Source organism: Vreelandella neptunia (genome assembly GCF_034479615.1).
In the GTDB taxonomy this organism is placed as follows: Bacteria; Pseudomonadota; Gammaproteobacteria; order Pseudomonadales; family Halomonadaceae; genus Vreelandella; species Vreelandella neptunia.
The window spans coordinates 4,251,786-4,273,461 of sequence record NZ_CP140255.1; the positions used below are offsets into that span (position 1 = coordinate 4,251,786).

The following is a 21,676-nucleotide window of genomic DNA, read 5'->3' on the forward strand; positions in this document are numbered from 1 at the left end:
AGTAATACAAAAAAACGGATGACAGGACACTTACCCTGTCATCCGTTTGTTTAGCAAGGACGTTAATAGAACCGTATTAATAGCATCGTTTTAATACAGTAACTGCGGCAGGAAAAGCACGATCGCTGGGAATAGAAGCACGAGCAGTGCGCGTAGGGTACCCGCTACCCAGAAAGGGGTGACGCCGCGGAAGATAGTGCCGGTTGATACGTCCGGTAATACGGCACGTAGTACGAACACATTCATCCCGACAGGTGGCGTTATCAAACTGATCTCGATGACGATAACCACCAGTATGCCGAACCACACCAAATCATAGCCAAGCCCCGCCACGACCGGGAAGAAGACCGGCACGGTCAGCAGCATCATCGACATGCTTTCAAATACACAGCCCAATAGTACGTAAATGGCCAAGATGACGAGAATAACCACGAAGGGGGCCACGTTCAGCCCAGTGACCAACGCCAGGAGGTCATTGGGAAGCCCCGCGCGGTTAATGAAATTAGCAAAGATTAGCGCCGTCAACACCACTGCAAACAGCATCGCTGTTGTACGCACAGTGTCCATCAGGACATTCATGAGTATCGTCGGCGTCAAAGCACGTTTTAGTAGGGCAATCACAAAGGCGCCCATTGCGCCAATACCCGCCGCTTCGGTTGGGGTGAATATACCCAAATAGATGCCGCCGATAACCAATACAAACAGCGCCAGGGTACTCCCCACATTTTTTAGGGCCGCAAGGCGCTCGTTCCAGGGTACTTTTTCAGCCGCTGGCCCAGCGCTGGGATCACGCCACAAAACCCACTTGACCGCGCCGAGATACATCACAATGCCCAATATGCCGGGAATAAAGCCCGCCGCAAACAGTTCACGGATGCTGGTCTCAGTAATGATGCCGTAGATCACCAGCATCACGCTGGGAGGGATCAGTATCCCAAGGGTTCCGCCCGCGGCAATGGAGGCTGCCGCCAACGAGTCCTTGTAGCCATACTTACGCATCTGGGGCATGGCAACACGCCCCATGGTGGCACAGGTCGCAAGGCTCGACCCACAAATCGCGCTAAACCCACCACAAGCCACAATGGTGGCCATCGCCTGACCGCCCTTACGGTGACCAAGAAAACCGTTAGAGGCTCGGAATAACGCATCAGAGAGCCCCGCATGGGACACCAGGTTACCCATCAAGATAAACAGTGGTATCACCGACAGACCGTAGTCCCTAGCGGTGTCGACCACCCGCCGCGACGCCATGGCTTCAGCCGCGTTCCAGTTACCGGTCAGGTAGTAGAAGCCCACAAAACCTACGATCCCCATGGCAAACGCCAGAGGCATGCGCAGGAATACCAATATCAACAGCGCTGCAAACCCATAAAGTGCTTCAATCATGCTTATCTCCCTGGCTGACTGGTCCACCGCACTTAATCACACCCACGCCTTCTAGCAGGTAACTCACCGCTCGGCCGAGGGTAAGTAGAGCGGAAAGAAACAGCATGATGGCAATCAGGTAAATAAGGTAACCATCGGGAATGCGTAGAAACTCAGTGACATCGCCCCACTCGAAAGCGCGCACGCCCAGTGCCCAAACCCGTGTAGCGATCACCCACAAAGCCACTGCGATAATTGCGTTGACGATCATCTGGCGCAGCCATATCCAGCGCGCAGGAAATATGGCATCCAAGAGATCCACGCTAACGTGCTCTTCACGCCAGCATGCTACTGGCAGTGACAGAAACACCACAGCGGCCAGCATCTGCTGGGTCAACTCGACGGTTCCAAGGATAGGTAGATTAAAGAAATAACGGCCTACTACATCGGCAGTCGTCAGCAGCATCAAGGCAAAGAGGGTGGCACCCGCCACCCCCTCCAGCGCCAGCTGCATGACCCTACCGACATTTGACCAGCGAGTCGTCAGGATCTGCATAGTCGCCCTCCACTTGGCGAAGGGTAATTATGATTGTGGCACTAAGGATGCCACGCTCTCTTGTGTAGCAGCTTCTTCAAGCTGTTGGTGGAAGTAATCGAGCGCCGCCTGCGCATCGACACCCCGTTCACTTACGTTCTCGGACCAGGTGTCAACCAGGTCATTACTGATGCCGCGCAGCGTCTCAAGATCTTCGCCGCCAAGGGCTGTAAAGGTATGACCCTGCTCTTCGGCGAACTCGACGCCCCGCTCATCGGATACATCCATCATGTAGCCGAATAGTCGCGACAGACGCTCACCCGAGACTTCTTCCACAGCGGCACGATCTTCAGCAGACATCTCATCCCAGATACTCGGGTTAACCACGATGGTGAAGCTGCCTCGATAAAACCCACCATCCACCGTCAAGGTATAGGGAAATACCTCGGCTACCCGAAAGCTTCTAAGGCCTTCCGGCACCAGCATAGCGCCATCAATAACGCCCTGAGAGCCAGCTTCATAGACCCCGGTTGGCGGCAAAGCCACGCCGGTCAGGTTCAGGGCATTAGAGAGATCTCCCATCACCCCGCCACCGACGCGAATACGCTCATTCTCTAAATCAGCAAGGGTTTGGTACTGCTCGCTACTAAAGATCCAACCCGGGCCGTGCACACCCGCAGCCACTACATCAACGCCGCGGTGTTCATCAGCTTGGGCTAAGTGCTCCTGGTGAGTATGCCAATAAGCAGCAGATGCGTTCTCCGAGGAGAAGTCTTCAAAGGTAGGAAACTCGGGTAACTGGGTGGCCAGAAAACGCCCTGCGTTATAGCCATGGAACACCCAAGTGGCGTCAGCAATGCCGTCAGCGACCATCTCCATCTGTGAGGCGGGGGGGCCGAGATCGTGCACAACGTCTACGGTCACGCGCCCGTCAGTGGCCTCTTCAATCCACGCTTTCCACGTTGGCCATACCATGGTGTTGATGCCGTGATTAGGGCCAGCCCAGGTACTCACGGTGATTGTCGTTTGTGCAAAGGCGGAGGTGCTGAGGGTTGCAGCGGCAATAGCGCCGAGCATCAGGTTTGTTGTTTTATTCATTTCACTTTCCTCTGGTCGTCACGAACTGGAGCAAAAAACGTGACACTCTATTATTATAATTAAAAAAATATTCGAATCACGTTTATGTTCACAATGCCTCCAGATACGTGAGTCATGCAACGACTGATCGAGCAATAGATACTAATACTTAAGTAGCATCATGAAAAATATACATTAATTACATGTAGTTACTAAAAACACCATCTCCTTTGAAGAATTATCAATGACGGCAGGGGATAATTTACAGCCAGACCTTTCGTTACATAAATCATATCATTACCGACACCAATGACACGCTATTGACATAATGTAGCCTATCATCGGCCACCCTGACTCGACTTTCCTGCGTCAAGCCGCTAGCCAATTCTCTCCAATTGCCGTTCAAGCTTGCGCATTGTGTTAAGCAGATCACGATATTCACCAACGCTCAGGGTCGACACCAGATCGGCTTCCCACGCCTGGGCTTCGGGTACTAACTTATTGAGTAACGCTTGCCCGGCGTCTGTCAGCTGCAAGTCATGTAAGCGCTGGTCTTGCTGTGATGGCGTGCGGCTTATCAGTCCACGGTCTTCCAACGACTGAATCGCGCGAGACACGCGAGCCTTATCCATATTGGTGTAGGCACAGACCTTCTTAGCGGTTAAATCATCACAATGGCTAAGCCAGGCAAGTACGCGCCACTGGGCAATGTTGAGCTCATAAGACTCGGCATAAAGCTTCTCTAATGCCTGGCTGATTCGGTCAGCTAACCGATTGAGTTGGTAGGGTAAAAACTGATTGAGGTCTAACTCTGCCCTAGCTGAAGACACCAGTGATGCATCGCCGCCTGCTTTATCCATCGTCATTGTGTTTCTCCTAGAGCCACCGTTTATCAGGGGTCGTGATGACAAAAACCAGCACGATAGCTGGGAATATGGGCACCAGCAACGCGCCTATCACACTGACCATCAATGAGATGCAAACCAGCTCGCTGTAATGGGGCTTAGTATAGGAAGAACAGTGCCTCGACATAATCTCTCTTGCAACCAATTCAGCAATAAAAACCACCACACCAAAGTATCAAACTTCGATAAACAACTGATATTACGAAAATTGTTACCAAAACTTTTTAAAAGGTAGTCTACACGTCGCGCTGAATACTGGACTTTTAGTTTCACAAGAAACTATTCTATCTAACATATAGCTGGCAAGCACCGTAGGCATCATGAGCCAGAAGCTCGCATCTCATCCTGGGTTAGTGGGCGATAAGCAGCCGCCATCATTTATCAATATACGTTCAAATAAAGCAGGTCTTAACAATGACTGAACAATTGAAATATCAAAATGGCTTTCATAATCACTTTTCAACCGAAGCGCTGCCGGGAGCACTGCCGATTGGGCAAAACTCACCTCAACGCTGTGCTTACGGCTTATACGCGGAACAACTAACCGGCTCCGCATTCACAGCGCCACGTCATCAAAACTTTCGCAGCTGGCTTTACCGCATTCGCCCTTCTGTCGTTCAGAGCGCGTATCAGCCACTAGAAAATAACAGCGTACACACGGCCCCGTTAGACAAGCCAGCGGCGGACCCTAACCAAATGCGCTGGGATCCCGTCTCTCTACCGAGCGAACCGACTGATTTTATCGACGGCTTATTTACCATTGCCGTCAACGGGGATGCGGGTACCCAAGCGGGTGTGGGCGTGCATGTCTACACCTTTAATCAGGACATGACCCAGCGGTTTTTCTACAACGCTGATGGGGAACTGCTCTTCGTTCCGCAAATGGGGGCCATTCGTCTACGTACCGAATTTGGTGACATTGAGATCGATAACGGTGAGATTGCCGTTATTCCACGCGGTGTGAAATTCCAAGTGCGCAGAGCTCACGGGGTTGATGCTGCGCGGGGATATATATGCGAGAACTATGGTAGTCCTTTAGAGCTTCCAGGCCTCGGCCCCATCGGGTCTAACGGTTTAGCCAACCCGCGTGACTTCCAAAGCCCCGTGGCGGCCTATGAAGACCTAGAAGGCGACTACCGCTTAGTGGCTAAGTTCTCTGGTCGTTTCTGGGAGACAAAACTCAACCACTCGCCGTTAGATGTGGTGGCGTGGCACGGCAACTGCGCGCCTTATAAATATAATCTCGCCAACTTTAACACCATCAATACGGTGAGCTTCGATCATCCGGATCCGTCAATCTTCACCGTATTGTCGTCCCCCTCCGATACGCCGGGAATGGCGAATCTTGATTTTGTCATTTTCCCACCGCGCTGGATGGTTGCCGAGAATACCTTCAGGCCCCCCTGGTTCCATCGCAACCTAATGAGCGAGTTTATGGGGCTTATTCATGGTGAGTACGATGCAAAAGCGGAAGGCTTCACCCCTGGTGGCGCCAGTCTACATAACTCAATGTCGCCCCACGGCCCCGATGCTGAGACATTTGAGAAAGCCTCCAACGCTGAGCTTAAGCCCCATTTCATAGGCGATACACTGGCCTTCATGTTTGAGAGCCGCTACTTCTTTCACCCGACCCCTGCGGCTCTGAATGCTGACTTCCGTCAACGTGACTATGTGGATGTTTGGTCGACGCTGCGCTCCCACTTCAACCCAAGCCAGCCCTGAACCCTATACCACCCTGACGACAAGGATTGAATCACTATGAAACTGGCAACACTAAAGAAGGGGCGCGACGGAGAACTCATCATTGTCTCCCGTGACCTCTCCCGCGCTGCGAGCGCCGTTGATATTGCCCCCACACTTCAGGCTGCCCTTGAGAACTGGAAGGCGGTTAGCCCTCAGCTTGAAGAGCGCTATGCTCAGCTTAACAGTGGTGGTGCTGAAAACGCTTTTGAGCTTGATCAGAGTGCGCTGCACTCCCCTCTACCGCGTGCCTATCAGTGGGCTGACGGCTCCGCCTATCTGAACCATGTCCAGCTGGTACGCCAGGCGCGCAATGCCGAGATGCCTGACACCTTCTGGACAGACCCGCTCATGTATCAGGGCGGTAGCGACTGTTTCTTGGCACCCACGGACGATATCGAAGCGGTGAGCGAAGAGCATGGCATCGACTTTGAAGGTGAAATCGCCGTTATCACCGATGACGTCCCGATGGCAGTCACGTCAGAGGAAGCCGCCAAGCACATTAAGCTAGTAATGCTGGTCAACGACGTGAGTCTGCGTGGCCTCATCCCAGGTGAGCTCGCTAAGGGCTTCGGTTTTTTCCAAGCAAAGCCCGCCTCTTCGTTCTCGCCTATTGCGGTGACACCGGATGAGCTGGGCGATGCCTGGCAAGACGGTAAAGTGCACCTGCCACTGACCGTGCACCTGAATGACAAGAAGTTTGGCGAGCCTGAAGCCGGGCCAGATATGATTTTCAACTTCCCACAGCTGGTGGCCCATGCGGCCAAGACCCGCTATCTCGGCGCAGGTGCAGTTATTGGTTCAGGCACCGTTTCCAACCCGGATCCCGATGGCGGCCCTGGAAAGCCCGTGGCTGACGGTGGCGTTGGCTATAGCTGTCTAGCCGAAGTGCGCATGGTGGAGCAGATACTGTACGGCCAGGTAAAAACTCCCTTTATGCGCTTTGGCGACCGGGTGCGTATCGAGATGTTTGACCGCGATGGCAGCAACATATTTGGTACGATCGATCAGCAAGTAGTGCAGTACCAGCCCAAATAAAGGAAGGCAACATGACGACGCTTTACGGCTATTTTCGCTCGTCGGCTGCTTACCGGGTGCGTATTGCCTTAAACCTTAAGGGACTGGAGTACGACCAGATCCCGGTCAATCTGGTGAAAGGTGAGCAGCGTGGTGGCGAGCATCTGGCGCGCAACCCTCAGGGGCTAGTGCCTAGCCTGGTGTTGGACGATAGCTCGGTGGTTAACCAGTCACTGGCGATCTGTGAGTATCTCGATGAGGTACACCCAGAGCCCGCCCTGCTGCCGGTTAACGCGTTAGAGCGGGCTCGGGTTCGTGCGCTCGCTCAGTCGGTGGCCTGCGAGATTCACCCACTTAACAACCTGAGGGTACTCAAGTATCTAGTGGGTGAACTGGGAGCAGATGAAGCGGCTAAGCTAGCTTGGTACCACCACTGGATTGCCGAGGGTTTCACCGCCCTGGAAGCAACGCTCTCCAATGCCCCCTGCAGCGGCGATTTTTGCCATGGCGACACCCCTACGCTTGCGGATATATGCCTGATCCCCCAGGTGTACAACGCGGAACGCTTCGAGTGCGATTTGTCAGCCTATCCGACGACCCAACGTATCGTTGCCAATTGCCGTTCACTGCCCGCCTTCGAAAAGGCCGCACCAGCGGCGCAGCCTGACGCCAGTTAAGCCATCTTGAACAGGCCGTGCATTGCGCGGCCTGCATTTAGCTTGGTGGGCAGCCTCAGGCAGCTTCGACAGCGATGGTTTTCGAACGACCTTCGCGTAGTTCCTCCAGCAACTTCTCGCGGCGCTCACTGGCTTTCTCGGCAGCGGCTTCGCGGACTGGCCCGAAGCCACGAATCTCTTCCGGCAGCTTAGCCAGCGCCAAGGCAGTCCCATGATTAGTGCCATCAAGACGAGCCACTAACTCATCAATAAGCTGCTCGTAGTCAGCCAATAAGGCGCGGTCGAGCTTGCGGTCGGCGCTGAAGCGGAAAGGATCGAGAGCCGTGTTGCGCAAACCGCGCATCTTTGCCAGCGCGCCCATTGCCTTCAGCATCCAGGGGCCGAAGCGGCGCTTCACTGGGCGCCCCTGAGCATCCTTACGACCGCCTATAAGCGGCGGCGCCAAGTGGAAGGTTAGCTGGTAATCACCCGAGAACGTTGCTTTAACCTCATCCAGAAAATCGCTCTGGGTGTAAAGTCGTGCCACTTCATACTCATCTTTATACGCCATCAAACGATAGAGCTGATGGGCGACGGCTTCACTCAGTGATTGGCCACCGTTTAGCGCTGCTTCTGCGTCACGCATTTTAGTCACCTGGGTAACATAACGCTCAGCCCAGGCACGGTTCTGGTAGCGCTCCAGGTGGAGACGATTACGCGCTACCACGTCGTCCAGCGTGGCATTCGCGGACAGTGGCATCGTGTCCAGATGCTGCTGGAGGTAGTCGGGTTCTACCGCTGCCAAGCGCCCCCAGGCAAATGCCTGGCGGTTCTTTTCCACTGCGACGCCATTGAGTTCTAGAGCACGCTGCAGCGCAGCTTCAGAAAGCGGCACCAAACCTTGCTGCCAGGCAAACCCGAGCATCATCATATTGGAAAATACCGTATCCCCTAGCAGCTGTTCAGCCAGGCGATTGGCGTCCAAAGAGGCAAAGCGCTCATCTCCCACCGCTTCACGCAACATGTTGAGGCGTTTAATGGGCTGCATATCCGCATCGCGGTAAAGCACATAATCCGCCGTGGCTAGCTCGGCCAGATTAGCCACGATACGGGTGGTCGGCTGCAGCACATTCAGCGCTTTCTGGGAGCTAGCCACCACCATATCGCAAGCGATCATCGCATCGGCCTGCCCTGCCTCAATGCGAACCTGATTAAGCTCGCTGGGCTGTGACGCCAAGCGCACATAGCTAAGTACTGCCCCGCCTTTTTGCGCAAACCCCATAAAGTCGAGCACGCTGCTGCCCTTGCCTTCCAGGTGTGCTGCCATTGTGATCAGTTGCCCAACGGTCACCACCCCCGTGCCACCAACGCCACCCACCAGTAGGTCGTAAGGGGCCGTCAAATTGGCAATGGCAGGAGTAGGCAAATGCGCTATACGTTGCCAAAAGGCATCATCTGCCGCGACGCCTTGCCCCTTACGCAGCTCGCCACCTTCCACTGTGACAAAGCTGGGGCAAAAACCACTGACGCAGGACATGTCCTTGTTACAGGAGGACTGGTCGATTTTGCGCTTGCGACCTAGCTCGGTCTCGCGAGGCACCACCGATAAACAGTTGGACTGTACGGAACAATCACCACAGCCTTCGCAAACATGGTGGTTGATAAACACCCGACGGGCTGGGTCTTCCATCAAACCACGTTTGCGCCGACGGCGTTTCTCAGCCGCGCATGCCTGATCATAAATCAACACGGTGCAGCCGGGGATCTCGCGCAGTTCACGCTGCAGCGTATCCATCTCTTCACGGCCGTGGAAGGTAACCCCCTTAGGGAATTCCTTTTCATGCCCCCGGTACTTATCCGGTTCGTCACTCACCACCATGACCCGGCGAACGCCTTCATCCAGCGATTGCCGGGCGATCATCGGAACGCTTATTTGCCCGTCCACGGGTTGACCGCCCGTCATGGCGACAGCGTCGTTGAACAGAATTTTATAGGTAATATTAACGTTAGCCGCCACCGCCTGGCGCACCGCCATTGAGCCCGAGTGAAACCAGGTACCTTCGCCTAAGTTTTGGAAAATATGACCGTTTCCGGTAAAGCGGCTCCTGCCCACCCAGTTAACGCCTTCGCCACCCATCTGAATTAACGATTCGGTGCTGCGATCCATCCATGAAGCCATAAAGTGACAACCGATGCCCGCCAGGGCTTTGCTGCCTTCAGGCACCTTGGTCGAGCTATTGTGTGGGCAACCGGAGCAGAAATAGGGCATGCGGCGCACACCGCCGAGCTCTTTAACGCCGGCGCGGCAGGCATCAACGGTTGCCAGCTTGTCGCTAAAATCGATCTTGAAAAAGCGCTCTAAACGCTCTGCCACGAAGCCTGCCAAGAGACGCGGGCTAAGCTCTCCAACAAAGGGAATCAAGGGCTTGCCGGTTTCATCCTGCTTGCCGGTAACGATCACCTCGCCTGGATGATCGGGTTCCGACATGTACTCCTTCAACTGGCTTTCGATGATGCCGCGCTTCTCTTCAATGACCAGCACTTCGCGCTTGCCATGAATAAACTCAAGGATGCCGGGCCGATGGAGCGGCCACACCATCCCGACCTTGTATATTTCTACCCCCATTTCACGCAGCTTCGCTTCATCCAACCCCAACAAACGCAGCGCCTCAAGTAAATCCAGGTGGCCCTTGCCTGTGGTGACCAGCCCAAACGTCGACTGTTCCTGGCGAAATAGGTACTGATCAATCGGGTTGGCCGTGGCAAAGGCCTGAACGGCGGCCAGCTTGTGCTCAAGGCGAGTCTCAAGCTGTGGCCCCGGCAAATCGGGCCAGCGATAGTGCAGCCCGCCTTCCGGCATATCGAAATCCGGCGTCACATACTCAGGCAAGGGGGGCACGTCCACCGAAGCGCCACTCTCTACGGTTTCAGAAACGGCTTTGAAACCCACCCAACAGCCCGAAAAGCGCGAAAGCGCATAGCCCCACAGCCCAAAGCGTTCGTATTCCGCCAATGACGCAGGGCTCACAACCGGCATAAACCACGCCATAAAGGCGACATCAGACTGGTGTGGCATGGAGGACGACACACAGCCATGGTCATCACCCGCGACCACCAGCACACCGCCAGTGGGTGAGCTACCGTAGGCATTTCCGTGCTTTAAGGCATCGCCCGCGCGATCAACGCCTGGCCCTTTGCCGTACCACATGCCAAACACGCCATCTACTTGCTTATCGGGGTCTGTCTCGACTTGCTGGCAACCCAGCATCATGGTGGCGGCCAGGTCTTCGTTGATGGCAGGGACAAAATCGATGTGGTGCTCTTCCATGGCGGCTTTCGCCCGCCAAATCTCTTGGTCTACACCGCCTAATGGCGAGCCTCGATAACCGCTGATGAGTCCTGCCGTGTGTCGGCCATTGTGGCGATCAAGCTCGGCTTGGCGTAAGGCAATACGCACCAATGCCTGGGTGCCGGTGAGAAAGACACGACCTTCTCCGCGGGTATAGCGATCGGCCAGCGCATAGTCATCGAGAAGATTGTCATCAAGTGCGATATCGAGAGGCTGGGTAATAGAACCCGCCTGCTCAGCGATTGAGGGGGTTGTCATGGGAGTTCACCAGTACGGTCGAAGAGTTATGGTTGTAATACGCTTGAGTCTAGCCAACAGCGCGCTAAAGGTGCTTGCTAATTAACTCTTCAAACGTCTGGTTATTGATCATTACTTTCATTTTTTTAGTTTTGACGCAATGATATTCAACAAACCACAAATAAAAGAAATGGCACCATGAAAGAAACTACCAAAGAGATCGCCTTAGACAGGCATGACCAGCGCATTCTTACCCTGCTTCAGCAGCAGGGGCGCATCACCAACAATGAGCTCGCCGAACAGATCGGGCTATCCCCCGCGGCCTGCTGGCGACGCGTCAAGGCCTTGGAAGAGAGTGGCGTGATCCGCCGCTTTGCTGCGTTGGTGGAACCCAGCCTGGTGGGCCAGCCACTGTCGGCATTGGTGATGGTGACGCTGGTTCGCCACCACATCGACAACACCGTCGAGTTTGAAAATCGCATCCTGCAATACCCAGAAGTGCTGCAGTGCTATGCCACTACCGGCAACGCGGATTTCGTGTTGCGCGTGGTGATCGAAGATATGGCAGCTTATGACCGCTTTTTGAATGAGAAACTCTTCACCCTGGATGGCATTTCCCAGGTCAATTCCAATTTCGTGCTACGGAATATCAAAGAAGAGACCGCTATCCCTATTCGCTAGAACAGGTGATCGGGTTCATTACCGCCAATCCTATAGGCCGTTAGGTTTAACACTCCAAAGCCTCCAGAAAGTACGACCTAAGTATAGCAAAAGACCCTCTCAAATTAGTTGCTATTGAAACTACCTAAAGGCAAGGTTAAAGAGTGTGATTTACGCAAACCTGAGCAGGCGCTATTGACTCAGCGTTAGGCGTTACCAATAACAACACAGGCGCTAAGAGCGCCAGCTCTGGAGCTTCAAAATGCATAAACCAACTCGCTTGATAGTGGGTGCCATGGCTATTTCAAGCATGGCGTTCAGCATGTCGTCACTTGCACAGTCAACGATCACCGTCAGCACCTGGGGCGGCCCTAATCACGGTATTAATACCATTGTTTGGCCAACCTGGAAGGCATGGATTGAAGAAGCTACGGATGACCGGGTCACGGTGGAAGTGGTGCACGACATGGGCCCACCTCCTGCACAAATGGAGATCGTTGCTGATGGTATTGCGGACGCAAGCTGGATTTTCCACGCCCATATGGCGGGCCGTTTTCTAGCGACCCAGTTGCCTGAATTCCCTACGTTTGAGGAGTTCTCCTCAGAGGACGCTTCCGCTGCGTATTGGCATACCCATCAAGAGTATTTACAGCAAGCCAATGAGCACCGCGGCGTTGATGTGGTTGCTATGGGTGTACATGGCCCAGGTCAAATATTTACCCGCGATCAAATAAGCTCTATCGATGAGCTGGCGGGCAAACGACTGCGCGTAGGCGGCGGAGTGATGAGCGGCTTAGCCGAGGCAATGTCAGTGACAGGCGTCGCCATTCCGCCGACAGGCACCTACGAAGCGGCCTCCCAGGGCGTTGTTGACGGTGCGATGCTAACGCTTGAGAGCTTACGCAGCTTTCGCGTCGTTGAAGTAGCCCCGCATACCCTCACCGTAGACGGCGGTTTCTACCGCGGCAGTTTTGCAATCATTATGAACCCCATGTTCTGGGATCAAGTATCCGACGAAGACCGTGCGGCGATTGAAAGCGTCTCGGGTGAACGGCTTTCACGCTTGTTTGGTTACATGATGGATGTTTCCGACCAACGCGGCGTTGAGTTTGGTGAAGAAAATGGCGCTACCTTTACCCAAGCATCCGAGCAAGATATTGATTACCTAAGGGGCGTCGCTAGCAACTTACTGGACACATGGAGTGAATCTGTAAAGAGCCGTGATGTTGACGCGCCAGCAGCACTTTCCTTCTTTTATGAACAGCTAGCCAATGAAGCGGCCGAAGAAAGTATCGCTGCGAGCCTTGATAGTCACTGAGCCTGTTTGAACGTTCTCGCCGCTGCGCGTGATGAGCGGCGAGAACACCGCTTACTAGCCGATGAGGCTAACAACCCATCAACCTTTCGCGCTCCTTTTTCTTCCGCCCCCTCTTGTTTCACTTGAAACCAAATTGATCCGCGTCAAGGTAGTTCATCGCTCAGCGGTTGATACTGATGTCATCCTAAAACACCGCTGAGGGAGAATGGCCATGAATACTGCCCAGAACACCGACACCACCTCTTGGTGGGGACGTCTAATAGAACGCTGCTATGTAACGTCAACGACGACCTTGGCCCGCAGAGTAAAGCAGGAAGCTGGGGCTACGTTTAATGCGCTCATCAATGATCTGGAGAGACCGCTAGAACCGCATTTTGAGCAGGAAGTGGCAAGGCAACTGGCAGCAGGCAAACCGGCTCATTTCAGTCCAGCTAGAACCTTGATGCCAGTAATGATGCAACGCTTTGGTCTTCAGGAGGATGCGCTTCAGGAGAGCGGCCTGATTAATCATGTCGACTATGTAGTACTGCGTGACAACTGCAATGCCTGCGCAGCCGTGGGCGATTGTTGGAAAGCCATGCGAGCAAGTGCCGAGCTTGATGAGTGCCGCAAATTATGCCCCAACGCAAAGGCCTTTGATGCCTTAGTTTCACATGACGACAACCCTCGCACGGCTATCAATGCATCCTATTAACGTATTAACACGCATAGAAACCTCACGGCGCAAAGCAAATGCAGCTACTTAACCACCTTTCACCGGCAGCCCCTGCTCCTCTTTCATACTACGCAGTATGATTTCAGAGCGAACCTGGGTGACATTAGGATGAGGCAATAAATGATGATGGATAAAGTCCGAAAACTCAGTTAGATCCTTGGCGATAACGTGCAATACATAGTCTGCGTCCCCTGAGACTGAATATGCCTCACGCACCATGGCGTGCTTCGCCAGTAACGTCACAAAATCATCATCCATGCTTTCACCATGAGCTTTCAGATTAACTCTGGTGATAGCACGTAACCCAAAGCCCAGGCTGGCGGCATCAAGCCGAGCTGAATACCCCTTAATCACACCTTCGGTTTCTAACCGCGCTTTGCGTCGGGAGCACTGAGAGGGAGACAGGCTGACACGCTCGCCCAATTCTGAATTAGTGAGGGCTGAGTTCTTTTGCAACTCTGATAAAATTGCAAGATCGTAACGATCCAAGGAGATCCCGTGCATATAACACTCCATTTGCACACAAGCTGTGCACCATTTGGCTGCATCTTAGGTTAGTTTGCAACCTAATTGCACCGTCTCTTCCCTATACTGAATTGGTCGACCAACAAAACAATAAAGGAGAGACAGCGATGGGACCTTTTCCTCATGACGCACCTAAAGAAACCATAAGCGATACAAACCCAGCGGGTACAGATGGCTTTGAATTTGTTGAATTTGCGCACCCTGAACCTGAAAAGCTAGATAGCTTATTTAGGCAAATGGGTTTCGCCCCCGTTGCAAAACATCGTGACAAATCAATCACCGTTTATCGTCAGGGCGACATCAACTACCTTCTTAACAGTGAACCTAACTCGCATGCGTCAGCGTTTATCGAGGAACACGGCCCCTGTGCACCGGCAATGGCTTGGCGAGTCGTTAATGCTCAGCATGCCCTAAAACGCGCCGTCGACTTGGGGGCTGAAGAGTTCACCGGAAATAAATCAATTGATGCGCCTGCTGTAGTTGGCATTGGTGGCTCGCTTCTTTACTTTATTGATACTTATGGCGAAAAAGGTAGCTGTTACTCAAACGAGTTTGAATGGTTAGATGAGGTAGATCCTAACCCAAAAGGGTTTGGTTTTTACTATCTCGATCACCTCACCCATAACGTCATCCGCGGCAATATGGATACTTGGTATAAGTTTTACCACGACACCTTTAACTTCCGTGAAATACGCTACTTCGACATCTCCGGTAAAGTAACAGGACTTACCAGCCGCGCATTAACCTCCCCGGATGGTAAAATCCGAATCCCTATTAACGAAAGTGCCGACGATCACAGCCAGATTGAAGAGTACTTGCGCGAGTATAATGGCGAAGGCATTCAGCATATCGCCATTGCAACGAACGACATCTACACTGGCACAGACTTGATTGCGGCAGAGGGGCTAGAATTCATGCCAGGCCCGCCAAGCATCTATTATGAAAAGTCGTTGGAGCGCGTAAAAGATCACCAGGAGCCTCTCGATAAACTTCAAAACCGCGGCATTTTGATTGATGGTGAAGGTGTCGTGGGCGGTGGCGAAACCAGAATTTTGCTACAGATTTTCTCCAAAACGGTCATTGGCCCCATCTTCTTCGAGTTTATTCAGCGGAAAGGCGATGATGGTTTTGGTGAGGGCAATTTCAAAGCTCTTTTCGAATCCATCGAAGAGGATCAAATCAACCGAGGCGTGCTGCAAGGTGCTACTGAATAGCAGGAAGGCTGAATAACAACATTAGCGATGCCGAAAAGGAAACACTGTGCACGACGCTTGGCGTAACTATGCGAATGCCCCCAAAGAGGGGGCTATTATTTGCCCTTCTAACGACATAAAAGAAGGCAAAGCACACTATATGGAAATGATGAGCAACGATGAATCATTCCCCGTCATTGCAACGCGCCTCAATGGTAGGATTTATTGCTACGTTAATGCCTGCCCCCATCAATATTTACCTTTAAATTATCGGTCTGATAATATTATTTCGTCAGACGGTCAGCGCTTTTTATGCAGCGCACATGGGGCAGTGTTTGATATCAAAACAGGAAACTGCTTAACAGGCGACTGCGATAAACTTGATGCCCTACCTGTATTCCTGGATTCAACTAGTAAGTGCAGCACCTGCGGTTTCTAGTGCTCCTAAGTATTCGCCTAAGAACACCTGCGCTGGGGTTCGGTATCCCAGTCGCTTCCTTGGTCTATCGTTTAGCTTATTGACGACACTTCGTAGCTCGGCATTGGTCACTTTGCGAAAGTCAGTACCTTTAGGAAAATACTGCCTAATCAGACCATTGGTGTTTTCATTAGTACCACGCTGGCATGAGCGGTACGGGTCGCAAAAATAGGTCTTAGCCGAGACGGCCTTGGCAACTTTCCGGTGCTCAGCGAATTCCGACCCATTATCCAAAGTGATGGAGTGCACTGCCCCTCGGCGTGGTGCCAATAACCGCGTCATTGCCTGAGCCGTTCTAGTGGCGGTGATTGTTGGCAGCCGCGCTGCCAAGAGGTAGCCACTGCGTCTTTCGACCAGGGTCACCAGTCCAGATTCTTTGTGGCCCTTAAGCACCGTGTCGCCTTCCCAATGGCCGATATGGCGCCGTTCTTCCACCTTGGCAGGGCGCTGCTCAATGCCTACTCGGTGCGGGATTTTGCCTAACCCCGCCCGCTTAGCCAATTGGCGCTGATAGCGCCGCTGGCGTGGCAGTCGGAGCCGTTTCCATAAGGTTCCACCGTGCTTCTTGTCGTCCCAGATTAACGCATAGATCCATTGATGGCTTACGCAGACCCCGTTGGCATTGGCCATGAAGCCACTGATTTGCTGAGGGCTCCATTCGTCCATCAATTGGTCAGTGACCCAGCGAATCAGGCTGGGCAGCCGCTTCGTCACTTTCCAGGCAGTGCGTCGACGCTGATCACTTGCCGATTGAGCCTGTTCAGGCGCATAACCACTGGTCAGACCGTTGCGCTTTATCTCGCGACTAATGGTACTGCTATGGACACCAATCGCCTTAGCTATCTTTCGCTGGCTAATGCCGGTCTCAAGATAGGCAAAAATTTGGTATCGTTGGCTCTGGGTCAGTTGTCGGTATCCCATGCTCTGCTTCACTTTGGTAGGTAAGGCAGAGAGGGTACCGGCGCTGACCCTCCTGCCTCTACCTTGTGGTCCAAAGTGCTGCGGTTATTCTATGAATCCAGGTTTGAAGACTTAGCAGGCAACTTATGCATTGCGTATAGGAAATCTTAAAACAATAAATTCTGCTTTTTTATTAAATCCTAGCTAATAAACGGATAGTCATGCTGGAATCGAACGATGAATGCACAACTATTCGCTTATGAAGCTCCTCAAGCTCGACGGCGGTGCCTACCCTGGAACCTTCTAATCGATAGAGGCGCGATTAACCGTTAGGCAGCGTAATCTCTACCCTCCCCGAGTTTACCGCTGGGCGGGCGCTGCACAGCAGAATCTCCCCCTCTGGCGCGGATATGCCATTGGGGTAGGTAACCTCCCCCTGCACCAGCGTGCAGGCACACTCGCCACAGCTGCCGCTACGGCACCCATAGGAAGGCTGTAACCCCGCTTTTTCGGCGGTTTCCAGCAGGCTTTCGCCCGGCTGCCAGTGGGTGACCACGCTTGAGTTGGCAAAGCTAACCTCTACCGCTTGCTCTGCGACGGGCACTGCGTATGTTTGTGTCAACGCCGAGGGGCCGAACGCTTCTGTGTGTATTTGCCCGGGCGTGAGTCCGAGCTCCAGCGCCTCCTGGTGGTAGCGCTCTACAAAGGCGGCAGGGCCGCATAGGTAGAGCTGTACTTCTGTCAGCACCTGATCGGTAAACACCTGCCCCAGTGAAACCCGGCCTGCCATCCACCCTTTGAGGGCAGTTGTAGTTCTGGTGACATGCCGCTGCAAACGCAGCCCGCGCGCCTCAAGGTCGAGTAGCTCTGCACCGAAAGGTGCCTCGGCCACATCGCGCACGCTCTGCACTAACGTTACCGGGCCACGGCCTGCCCCGGTCACTTCATGTGCCAGGCTCAATAGTGGCGTAATACCGATACCTCCTCCCAGCAGCACCCAGTGGGCACGCTCTGAGCCGCTAGCCCCGGCTGTGAATGAGCCCGTTGGCATACTTACAGTTAGTTCGGTACCCACCTGCATCGCGCTGTGCAAGTAACGTGAGCCCTCACCGTCGGCCTTAATACTGATGCGATAGCCGGCCTGCTGGCTGTCACCCGAAAGCGTATAGCTGCGTACCAATGCCGTGCCATCCAGGCGCGGCACGTGTAGCGTAATAAACTGACCCGCTTCAAAAGGCGCCAGCGCCTGGTCTTGTTGGGCACTCTTTAAATAAAAAGAGCGGATCTCGGCTGTCTCCCGCACCACGGCGGCCACTTGAACACGCTGCCGTTTAGCAAGCGCAAGTGGCTGCCAGGGCCCATGGGGCGCCGCCTCATGGGCCACTGCGTTTGCTTGGCTACGCCAGCGTAGGGCCCCCGGCCGCCAAACAATATGCCGTGGCGTCAGGCACCAGTAGCGTTCAGCGCCAGGATAACGGGCCCCAGCGGTCTCCTCGTCCACAAGCCGCGCCTCCCCGGTCAGATGCAGCACATTCCCGCTGGCAAAGTCCGGTATCACCAAGGCCGCGCGACCACTGGCCAGCACATTGCCCAGGGTGTTGAAGAACTGGTTGCCTGCAAAATCGGGCAGGATCAGGTCATTCCTCTGGCGGCGAATAAACCCCGGTTGCCCACCGCGATGGGAGGCATCCACCTGAGCGCCCTGATCGGTATACGCATAACTACCCACGAAAGCCGTTAGCGCCTGATCAATATGCGCCAACAACTGCTCTGGCAACTGATCGAGGGTCGCCTCGCGCATGGTTAGCACGGGGCCAAGCTGGGGCTGCACCGACCTCATCGTCGACCAGTCGTGAATATACTGGGGGCAATTACCGAAGGCGTGAACGACTTCTAGCTGCCATCGGCTTGCTGAGCTCCGCAACACGCCATTGACCCGATTACGGCGGCGCGTGGGCAGCTCTATTCCCAACAGTCCCAGGCTAGCGCCGCTGGTAAGCAGCGGGGTAACGGGATCATCCGCAGACGGCGTTAAAGCGAGATCGAGCCGTGACTCATCCGGCGCATGAACAAAGCCCGGCGCGCCCTCCAACAGCGTGACCCAGGGCCAGCCGTCAACATCCACAGCCGCCGCAGCCACAAACGGCAGTTGAGGAAAGAAGTGCTGCAGCTGCGGCGTTAGAAAGGGACGCATTACCTTGCGACCAATCTGCGCCATCTGTTGCTCCACCCCGACCACGCGCTGCAGGGCAAGCTCACCCGCGTGCCACGGGCTGGTAGTGTCGGCGTTTTCCACTCTCGACTCCTGGCGAGTAATCAGTTCACTAGGCCTACTTTGGTGACAGCCATGGGTATAAAGCCTTCCAGCGCCTCTACGCGCTTCAGCCATGTACGAATATGGCGGTATGATTCCAGCGAGACATTGCCCTCGGGCGCGTGAGCGATGTAGCTGTAGAGCGAAATCTCCGCCAGCGTGGCGTGCTCACCCGCCAGGAAGGGCTGATGCGCCAAATGGGCATCAACAATCGCAAACAGCTCATGGGCATCAGCAATCAGCGGTTCAGGGTCGAATGGGGCATTAAAGACCGTGACCAAGCGCGCCTTCATCGCCGAGTTCGCCAAAGGCCCTGCCGCCACGGACAGCCAGCGCTGTACCTGGGCCTGAAGCAACGGGTCGTCCGGGAGCCAGCGACCAGAACCATAGCGGCGTTCCAGATAGACCAGAATGGCATTGGAATCCGCCAGGATAACTCCCTGGTCATCGAGCACCGGTACCTGTGCGAAGGCGTTCATATCAAGAAAAGGCGGCGCTTTGTGCTCGCCCGCGGCAAGATCGACATCGATAAAGGTGGCAGGCAAGCCGAGTAGCGAAAGCATCAGTTCGACCCGGTGGCAGTGGCCGGAAAGAGCGTGGCGGTAAACCTTGATAGCGTTAGACATGCGATTATCTCCTCGAGTTAGCTCCGTAAAGAACAAGTGGACGTCACAGCCGTTAGGCAACGTCACCTATCCTGGGCCAAAACAAGAACCGCAAGAATGGCGATTTTTAACAACAGATAATTACGCCAACTGAAATAATCAGTCGACCAACCGCCCCCGCAACCAAGGGGTCGCTAGCTCCAAAAACGCCATAACGCTGCCGGGCGCCCGAATACCGAGGGCGTAGGTCAATGCCAAAGGGTGCGCCGCTGGCCAGAGTGGTTCAGCGACGGGTTCGAGCAGCCCCTGGGCACAGGCGCGGCGCGCCTCTAGCTGATAGCAGCACACGATGCCCGCGCCCTCAATGGCTGCCCGCAGTGCCGCGCTAGAAGTGCTCATGCTAAGCCTGGGCTCAAAGCGTAGAGTTTGGCCTTCGGTCAGCCGCCACACGGGTGCCACTCCTTCCTGTGAGCAGTGAATAAGCGCATGGCGGGCCAGGCTACTCAGGCTATCCGGTCGTCCTGCCTTATTCAGATAGCGGGGGCTGGCAAACAGACCAATGCGTAAATCACCCAGGGGCCTGGCATAAACAGAAGCAGGCAGCGGCCCGCGCATCAGTCGTAGGTGCGCTGGTGCTCCAGCTCCCACATGACTCGGGTGCTCATCGCTCAGCAGGCAGACCGTTAACGCTGGGTGCCGCTCTTGCAGCCTCAGAACTAACGGCAGCAACAGGGGCTCCATTAACGCCCGGGGAGCCTGCAAACGTAGCGTGCCTTTGAGCTCTCGGTGCTCTTGGCGCGCACTGCTTTCGGCGTCGGTGACTGCGTGGATCAACGCGTCGGCGTAGGCGCGCAATCGCTCGCCCGCCGCCGTCAACGCGCTGCCTCTGGCCGAGGTAGTGACCAAAGCGACTCCCAGACGCTGCTCCTGAGCGCGCAGCAGGCGGTGGAGCTTCGCCGCCGACTGGCTGCTCGCTTCAGCCGCGGCTTGCACGCTGCCGTGCCTGGCAACGGAAGAAAGCGCCATTAAGGCCTCAAAGCGCAGCGGCGATTCAGGTGAGAGCGCCATGGTCAACCGTGGTAGGCGAGCGCCGGGTCGGCACGCAGCCGCTCGGCAAGAAAGTCAACGAAGGTGCGCACGCTGGCGGCACGCCCACGGCCTGCCGTCACCCAGATATTGATGGGAATGGCCACTGGCTCGAAACGCGTTAACACGCGCCGCACTCGACCTTCAGCTTCACTGGCAGCCACCTGGTAAGACAGCAGCCGAGTCAATCCAGCGCCCGCCTCGACCGCCGTTAACGCCGCGTGAATAGCGCTGATGCGCAGCCGTGGCGAGGGCGTTACTTCAATGCGTTTGCCCTCCTCCTCGAACCACCAGTGGCCGCTCAAGTTGCCGCCTTCGGCCACTACCGTAGGCAATGCCTCCAGCTCAAGGGGGTGTGTTGGTTCACCGTGCTGGGTCAGCCACTCGGGGCTAGCGCAAACAACTTGCCTCACTTCGCCGACGGGCACAGTAAAGTGCTGGCAATCCTGCGGCACATGGCCGATGCGCACCGCCACATCGACGCCCTCCTCGTGCAAATTAACCGGCCGATCGATCAGTTCGGCGCGAACCTGCACATCCGGGTAGTGATCCAGGTAATCGACGATGTGCGGGGTAACAAAGTATTCGCCGAACAGTACCGGCGCGGTCACGTGTAACAGGCCACGGGGAGTAAGGTAGCTACCGGTCGCAGCGGCCTCGGCCTCCGCAAGCTGGGCAAGCACCTGCTGAGCATCCTCTAAATACCGGCGTCCCGCTTCCGTTACGCGCACCTGTCGCGTGGTGCGCTGTAACAACGCCACACCCAAACGCGCCTCAAGCGCTGCCACCGCCCGGGTAACCCGAGGCGGTGACAGCGCAAGCTGCCGTGCGGCGTCCGCAAAGCTCTCCAGTTGCGCCACCGCTGCAAACACGCGCATCTCTTCGAATCTATCCAAGACAGCTCCAGAAACAGGGGTAGGTATCACTAACGGTACTCTACATAGCGATTAGCCTTCCCCCAAAGTTTTCAGATTTCTTTATCGTCCACTTCGCGATTGCTC

At 54.8% G+C, this 21,676-nt stretch carries 19 protein-coding genes; 8 read left to right on the top strand and 11 right to left on the bottom strand.

Annotated elements, in window-relative coordinates; genetic code table 11:
- Window positions 1-90: 90 nt before the first annotated feature.
- From SR894_RS19565 to SR894_RS19580, 4 genes are all read right to left on the bottom strand, one after another.
- The gene (locus SR894_RS19565) at window positions 91-1,386 is read right to left on the bottom strand and encodes a TRAP transporter large permease (RefSeq protein ID WP_133731952.1); all 1,296 of its coding nucleotides are present in this window, start codon (window positions 1,384-1,386) and stop codon (window positions 91-93) included.
- Window positions 1,379-1,921, bottom strand: a complete 543-nt coding sequence (locus tag SR894_RS19570) for a TRAP transporter small permease (RefSeq protein WP_133731951.1) — start codon at window positions 1,919-1,921, stop codon at window positions 1,379-1,381. Before SR894_RS19570 ends, SR894_RS19565 begins: the two co-directional genes overlap by 8 nt.
- Before the next feature lie 27 nt (window positions 1,922-1,948).
- Window positions 1,949-2,998, bottom strand: a complete 1,050-nt coding sequence (locus SR894_RS19575) for a TRAP transporter substrate-binding protein (RefSeq protein WP_133731950.1) — start codon at window positions 2,996-2,998, stop codon at window positions 1,949-1,951.
- Window positions 2,999-3,354: 356 nt separating this feature from the next.
- Window positions 3,355-3,843: a MarR family winged helix-turn-helix transcriptional regulator gene (locus tag SR894_RS19580; protein WP_133731949.1), complete on the bottom strand. Its 489-nt coding sequence runs from the start codon at window positions 3,841-3,843 to the stop codon at window positions 3,355-3,357.
- Between the two features lie 453 nt (window positions 3,844-4,296).
- Between SR894_RS19580 and hmgA the strand changes: the two genes are divergently transcribed.
- Genes hmgA through maiA form a run of 3 tightly spaced genes read left to right on the top strand, consistent with a single transcriptional unit; the run spans window position 4,297 to window position 7,316 of the window.
- Window positions 4,297-5,604 carry a homogentisate 1,2-dioxygenase gene (gene hmgA, locus SR894_RS19585; protein WP_133731948.1) on the top strand — a complete coding sequence of 436 codons (1,308 nt, stop codon included), beginning with the start codon at window positions 4,297-4,299 and terminating at the stop codon, window positions 5,602-5,604.
- A 36-nt stretch (window positions 5,605-5,640) separates the two neighbouring features.
- Window positions 5,641-6,660 carry a fumarylacetoacetate hydrolase family protein gene (locus tag SR894_RS19590; RefSeq protein WP_223288991.1) on the top strand — a complete coding sequence of 340 codons (1,020 nt, stop codon included), beginning with the start codon at window positions 5,641-5,643 and terminating at the stop codon, window positions 6,658-6,660.
- A gap of 11 nt (window positions 6,661-6,671) precedes the next feature.
- Complete coding sequence (gene maiA, locus SR894_RS19595) at window positions 6,672-7,316, top strand: maleylacetoacetate isomerase (RefSeq protein ID WP_133731946.1); 645 nt, start codon at window positions 6,672-6,674, stop codon at window positions 7,314-7,316.
- 55 nt (window positions 7,317-7,371) lie between these two features.
- Here the strand turns inward: maiA and SR894_RS19600 are convergent, their stop codons facing one another.
- Window positions 7,372-10,902, bottom strand: a complete 3,531-nt coding sequence (locus SR894_RS19600) for an indolepyruvate ferredoxin oxidoreductase family protein (protein WP_133731945.1) — start codon at window positions 10,900-10,902, stop codon at window positions 7,372-7,374.
- Window positions 10,903-11,079: 177 nt separating this feature from the next.
- On the opposite strand from SR894_RS19600, the gene SR894_RS19605 reads away from it, so the two are divergent.
- From SR894_RS19605 to SR894_RS19615, 3 genes are all read left to right on the top strand, one after another.
- Window positions 11,080-11,562, top strand: a complete 483-nt coding sequence (locus tag SR894_RS19605; RefSeq protein ID WP_133731944.1) for an Lrp/AsnC family transcriptional regulator — start codon at window positions 11,080-11,082, stop codon at window positions 11,560-11,562.
- A gap of 241 nt (window positions 11,563-11,803) precedes the next feature.
- On the top strand, window positions 11,804-12,859 hold the full coding sequence (locus tag SR894_RS19610) for a TRAP transporter substrate-binding protein (protein ID WP_133731943.1): 1,056 nt from the start codon (window positions 11,804-11,806) through the stop codon (window positions 12,857-12,859).
- A gap of 211 nt (window positions 12,860-13,070) precedes the next feature.
- Complete coding sequence (locus SR894_RS19615) at window positions 13,071-13,553, top strand: DUF6455 family protein (protein WP_133731942.1); 483 nt, start codon at window positions 13,071-13,073, stop codon at window positions 13,551-13,553.
- 48 nt (window positions 13,554-13,601) lie between these two features.
- Here the strand turns inward: SR894_RS19615 and SR894_RS19620 are convergent, their stop codons facing one another.
- Complete coding sequence (locus SR894_RS19620) at window positions 13,602-14,063, bottom strand: Lrp/AsnC family transcriptional regulator (RefSeq protein ID WP_244286555.1); 462 nt, start codon at window positions 14,061-14,063, stop codon at window positions 13,602-13,604.
- Window positions 14,064-14,206: 143 nt separating this feature from the next.
- Between SR894_RS19620 and hppD the strand changes: the two genes are divergently transcribed.
- Together hppD and SR894_RS19630 are read left to right on the top strand one after the other, a co-directional pair.
- Window positions 14,207-15,313 (top strand): 4-hydroxyphenylpyruvate dioxygenase, encoded by a 1,107-nt coding sequence (gene hppD / locus SR894_RS19625; protein WP_133731940.1) that lies wholly within the window; start codon window positions 14,207-14,209, stop codon window positions 15,311-15,313.
- Between the two features lie 46 nt (window positions 15,314-15,359).
- Window positions 15,360-15,731, top strand: a complete 372-nt coding sequence (locus SR894_RS19630; protein ID WP_223288990.1) for a Rieske (2Fe-2S) protein — start codon at window positions 15,360-15,362, stop codon at window positions 15,729-15,731.
- Here the strand turns inward: SR894_RS19630 and SR894_RS19635 are convergent.
- The 5 genes from SR894_RS19635 to SR894_RS19655 form a co-directional block, all read right to left on the bottom strand.
- A complete protein-coding gene (locus SR894_RS19635; protein ID WP_223289247.1) occupies window positions 15,699-16,691 on the bottom strand; it encodes an IS30 family transposase in 993 nt (330 codons plus the stop codon). The two genes, SR894_RS19630 and SR894_RS19635, sit on opposite strands and share 33 nt — an antisense overlap.
- A gap of 301 nt (window positions 16,692-16,992) precedes the next feature.
- The gene (locus SR894_RS19640) at window positions 16,993-18,966 is read right to left on the bottom strand and encodes a 2Fe-2S iron-sulfur cluster-binding protein (RefSeq protein WP_166650387.1); all 1,974 of its coding nucleotides are present in this window, start codon (window positions 18,964-18,966) and stop codon (window positions 16,993-16,995) included.
- Window positions 18,967-18,986: 20 nt separating this feature from the next.
- Window positions 18,987-19,610 carry a glutathione S-transferase family protein gene (locus tag SR894_RS19645; protein WP_133731937.1) on the bottom strand — a complete coding sequence of 208 codons (624 nt, stop codon included), beginning with the start codon at window positions 19,608-19,610 and terminating at the stop codon, window positions 18,987-18,989.
- 138 nt (window positions 19,611-19,748) lie between these two features.
- Entirely contained in the window at window positions 19,749-20,657 is a 909-nt protein-coding gene (locus SR894_RS19650; protein WP_133731936.1) for a LysR family transcriptional regulator, read from the bottom strand.
- A 2-nt stretch (window positions 20,658-20,659) separates the two neighbouring features.
- A complete protein-coding gene (locus SR894_RS19655) occupies window positions 20,660-21,571 on the bottom strand; it encodes a LysR family transcriptional regulator (RefSeq protein WP_133731935.1) in 912 nt (303 codons plus the stop codon).
- Window positions 21,572-21,676: the final 105 nt, after the last annotated feature.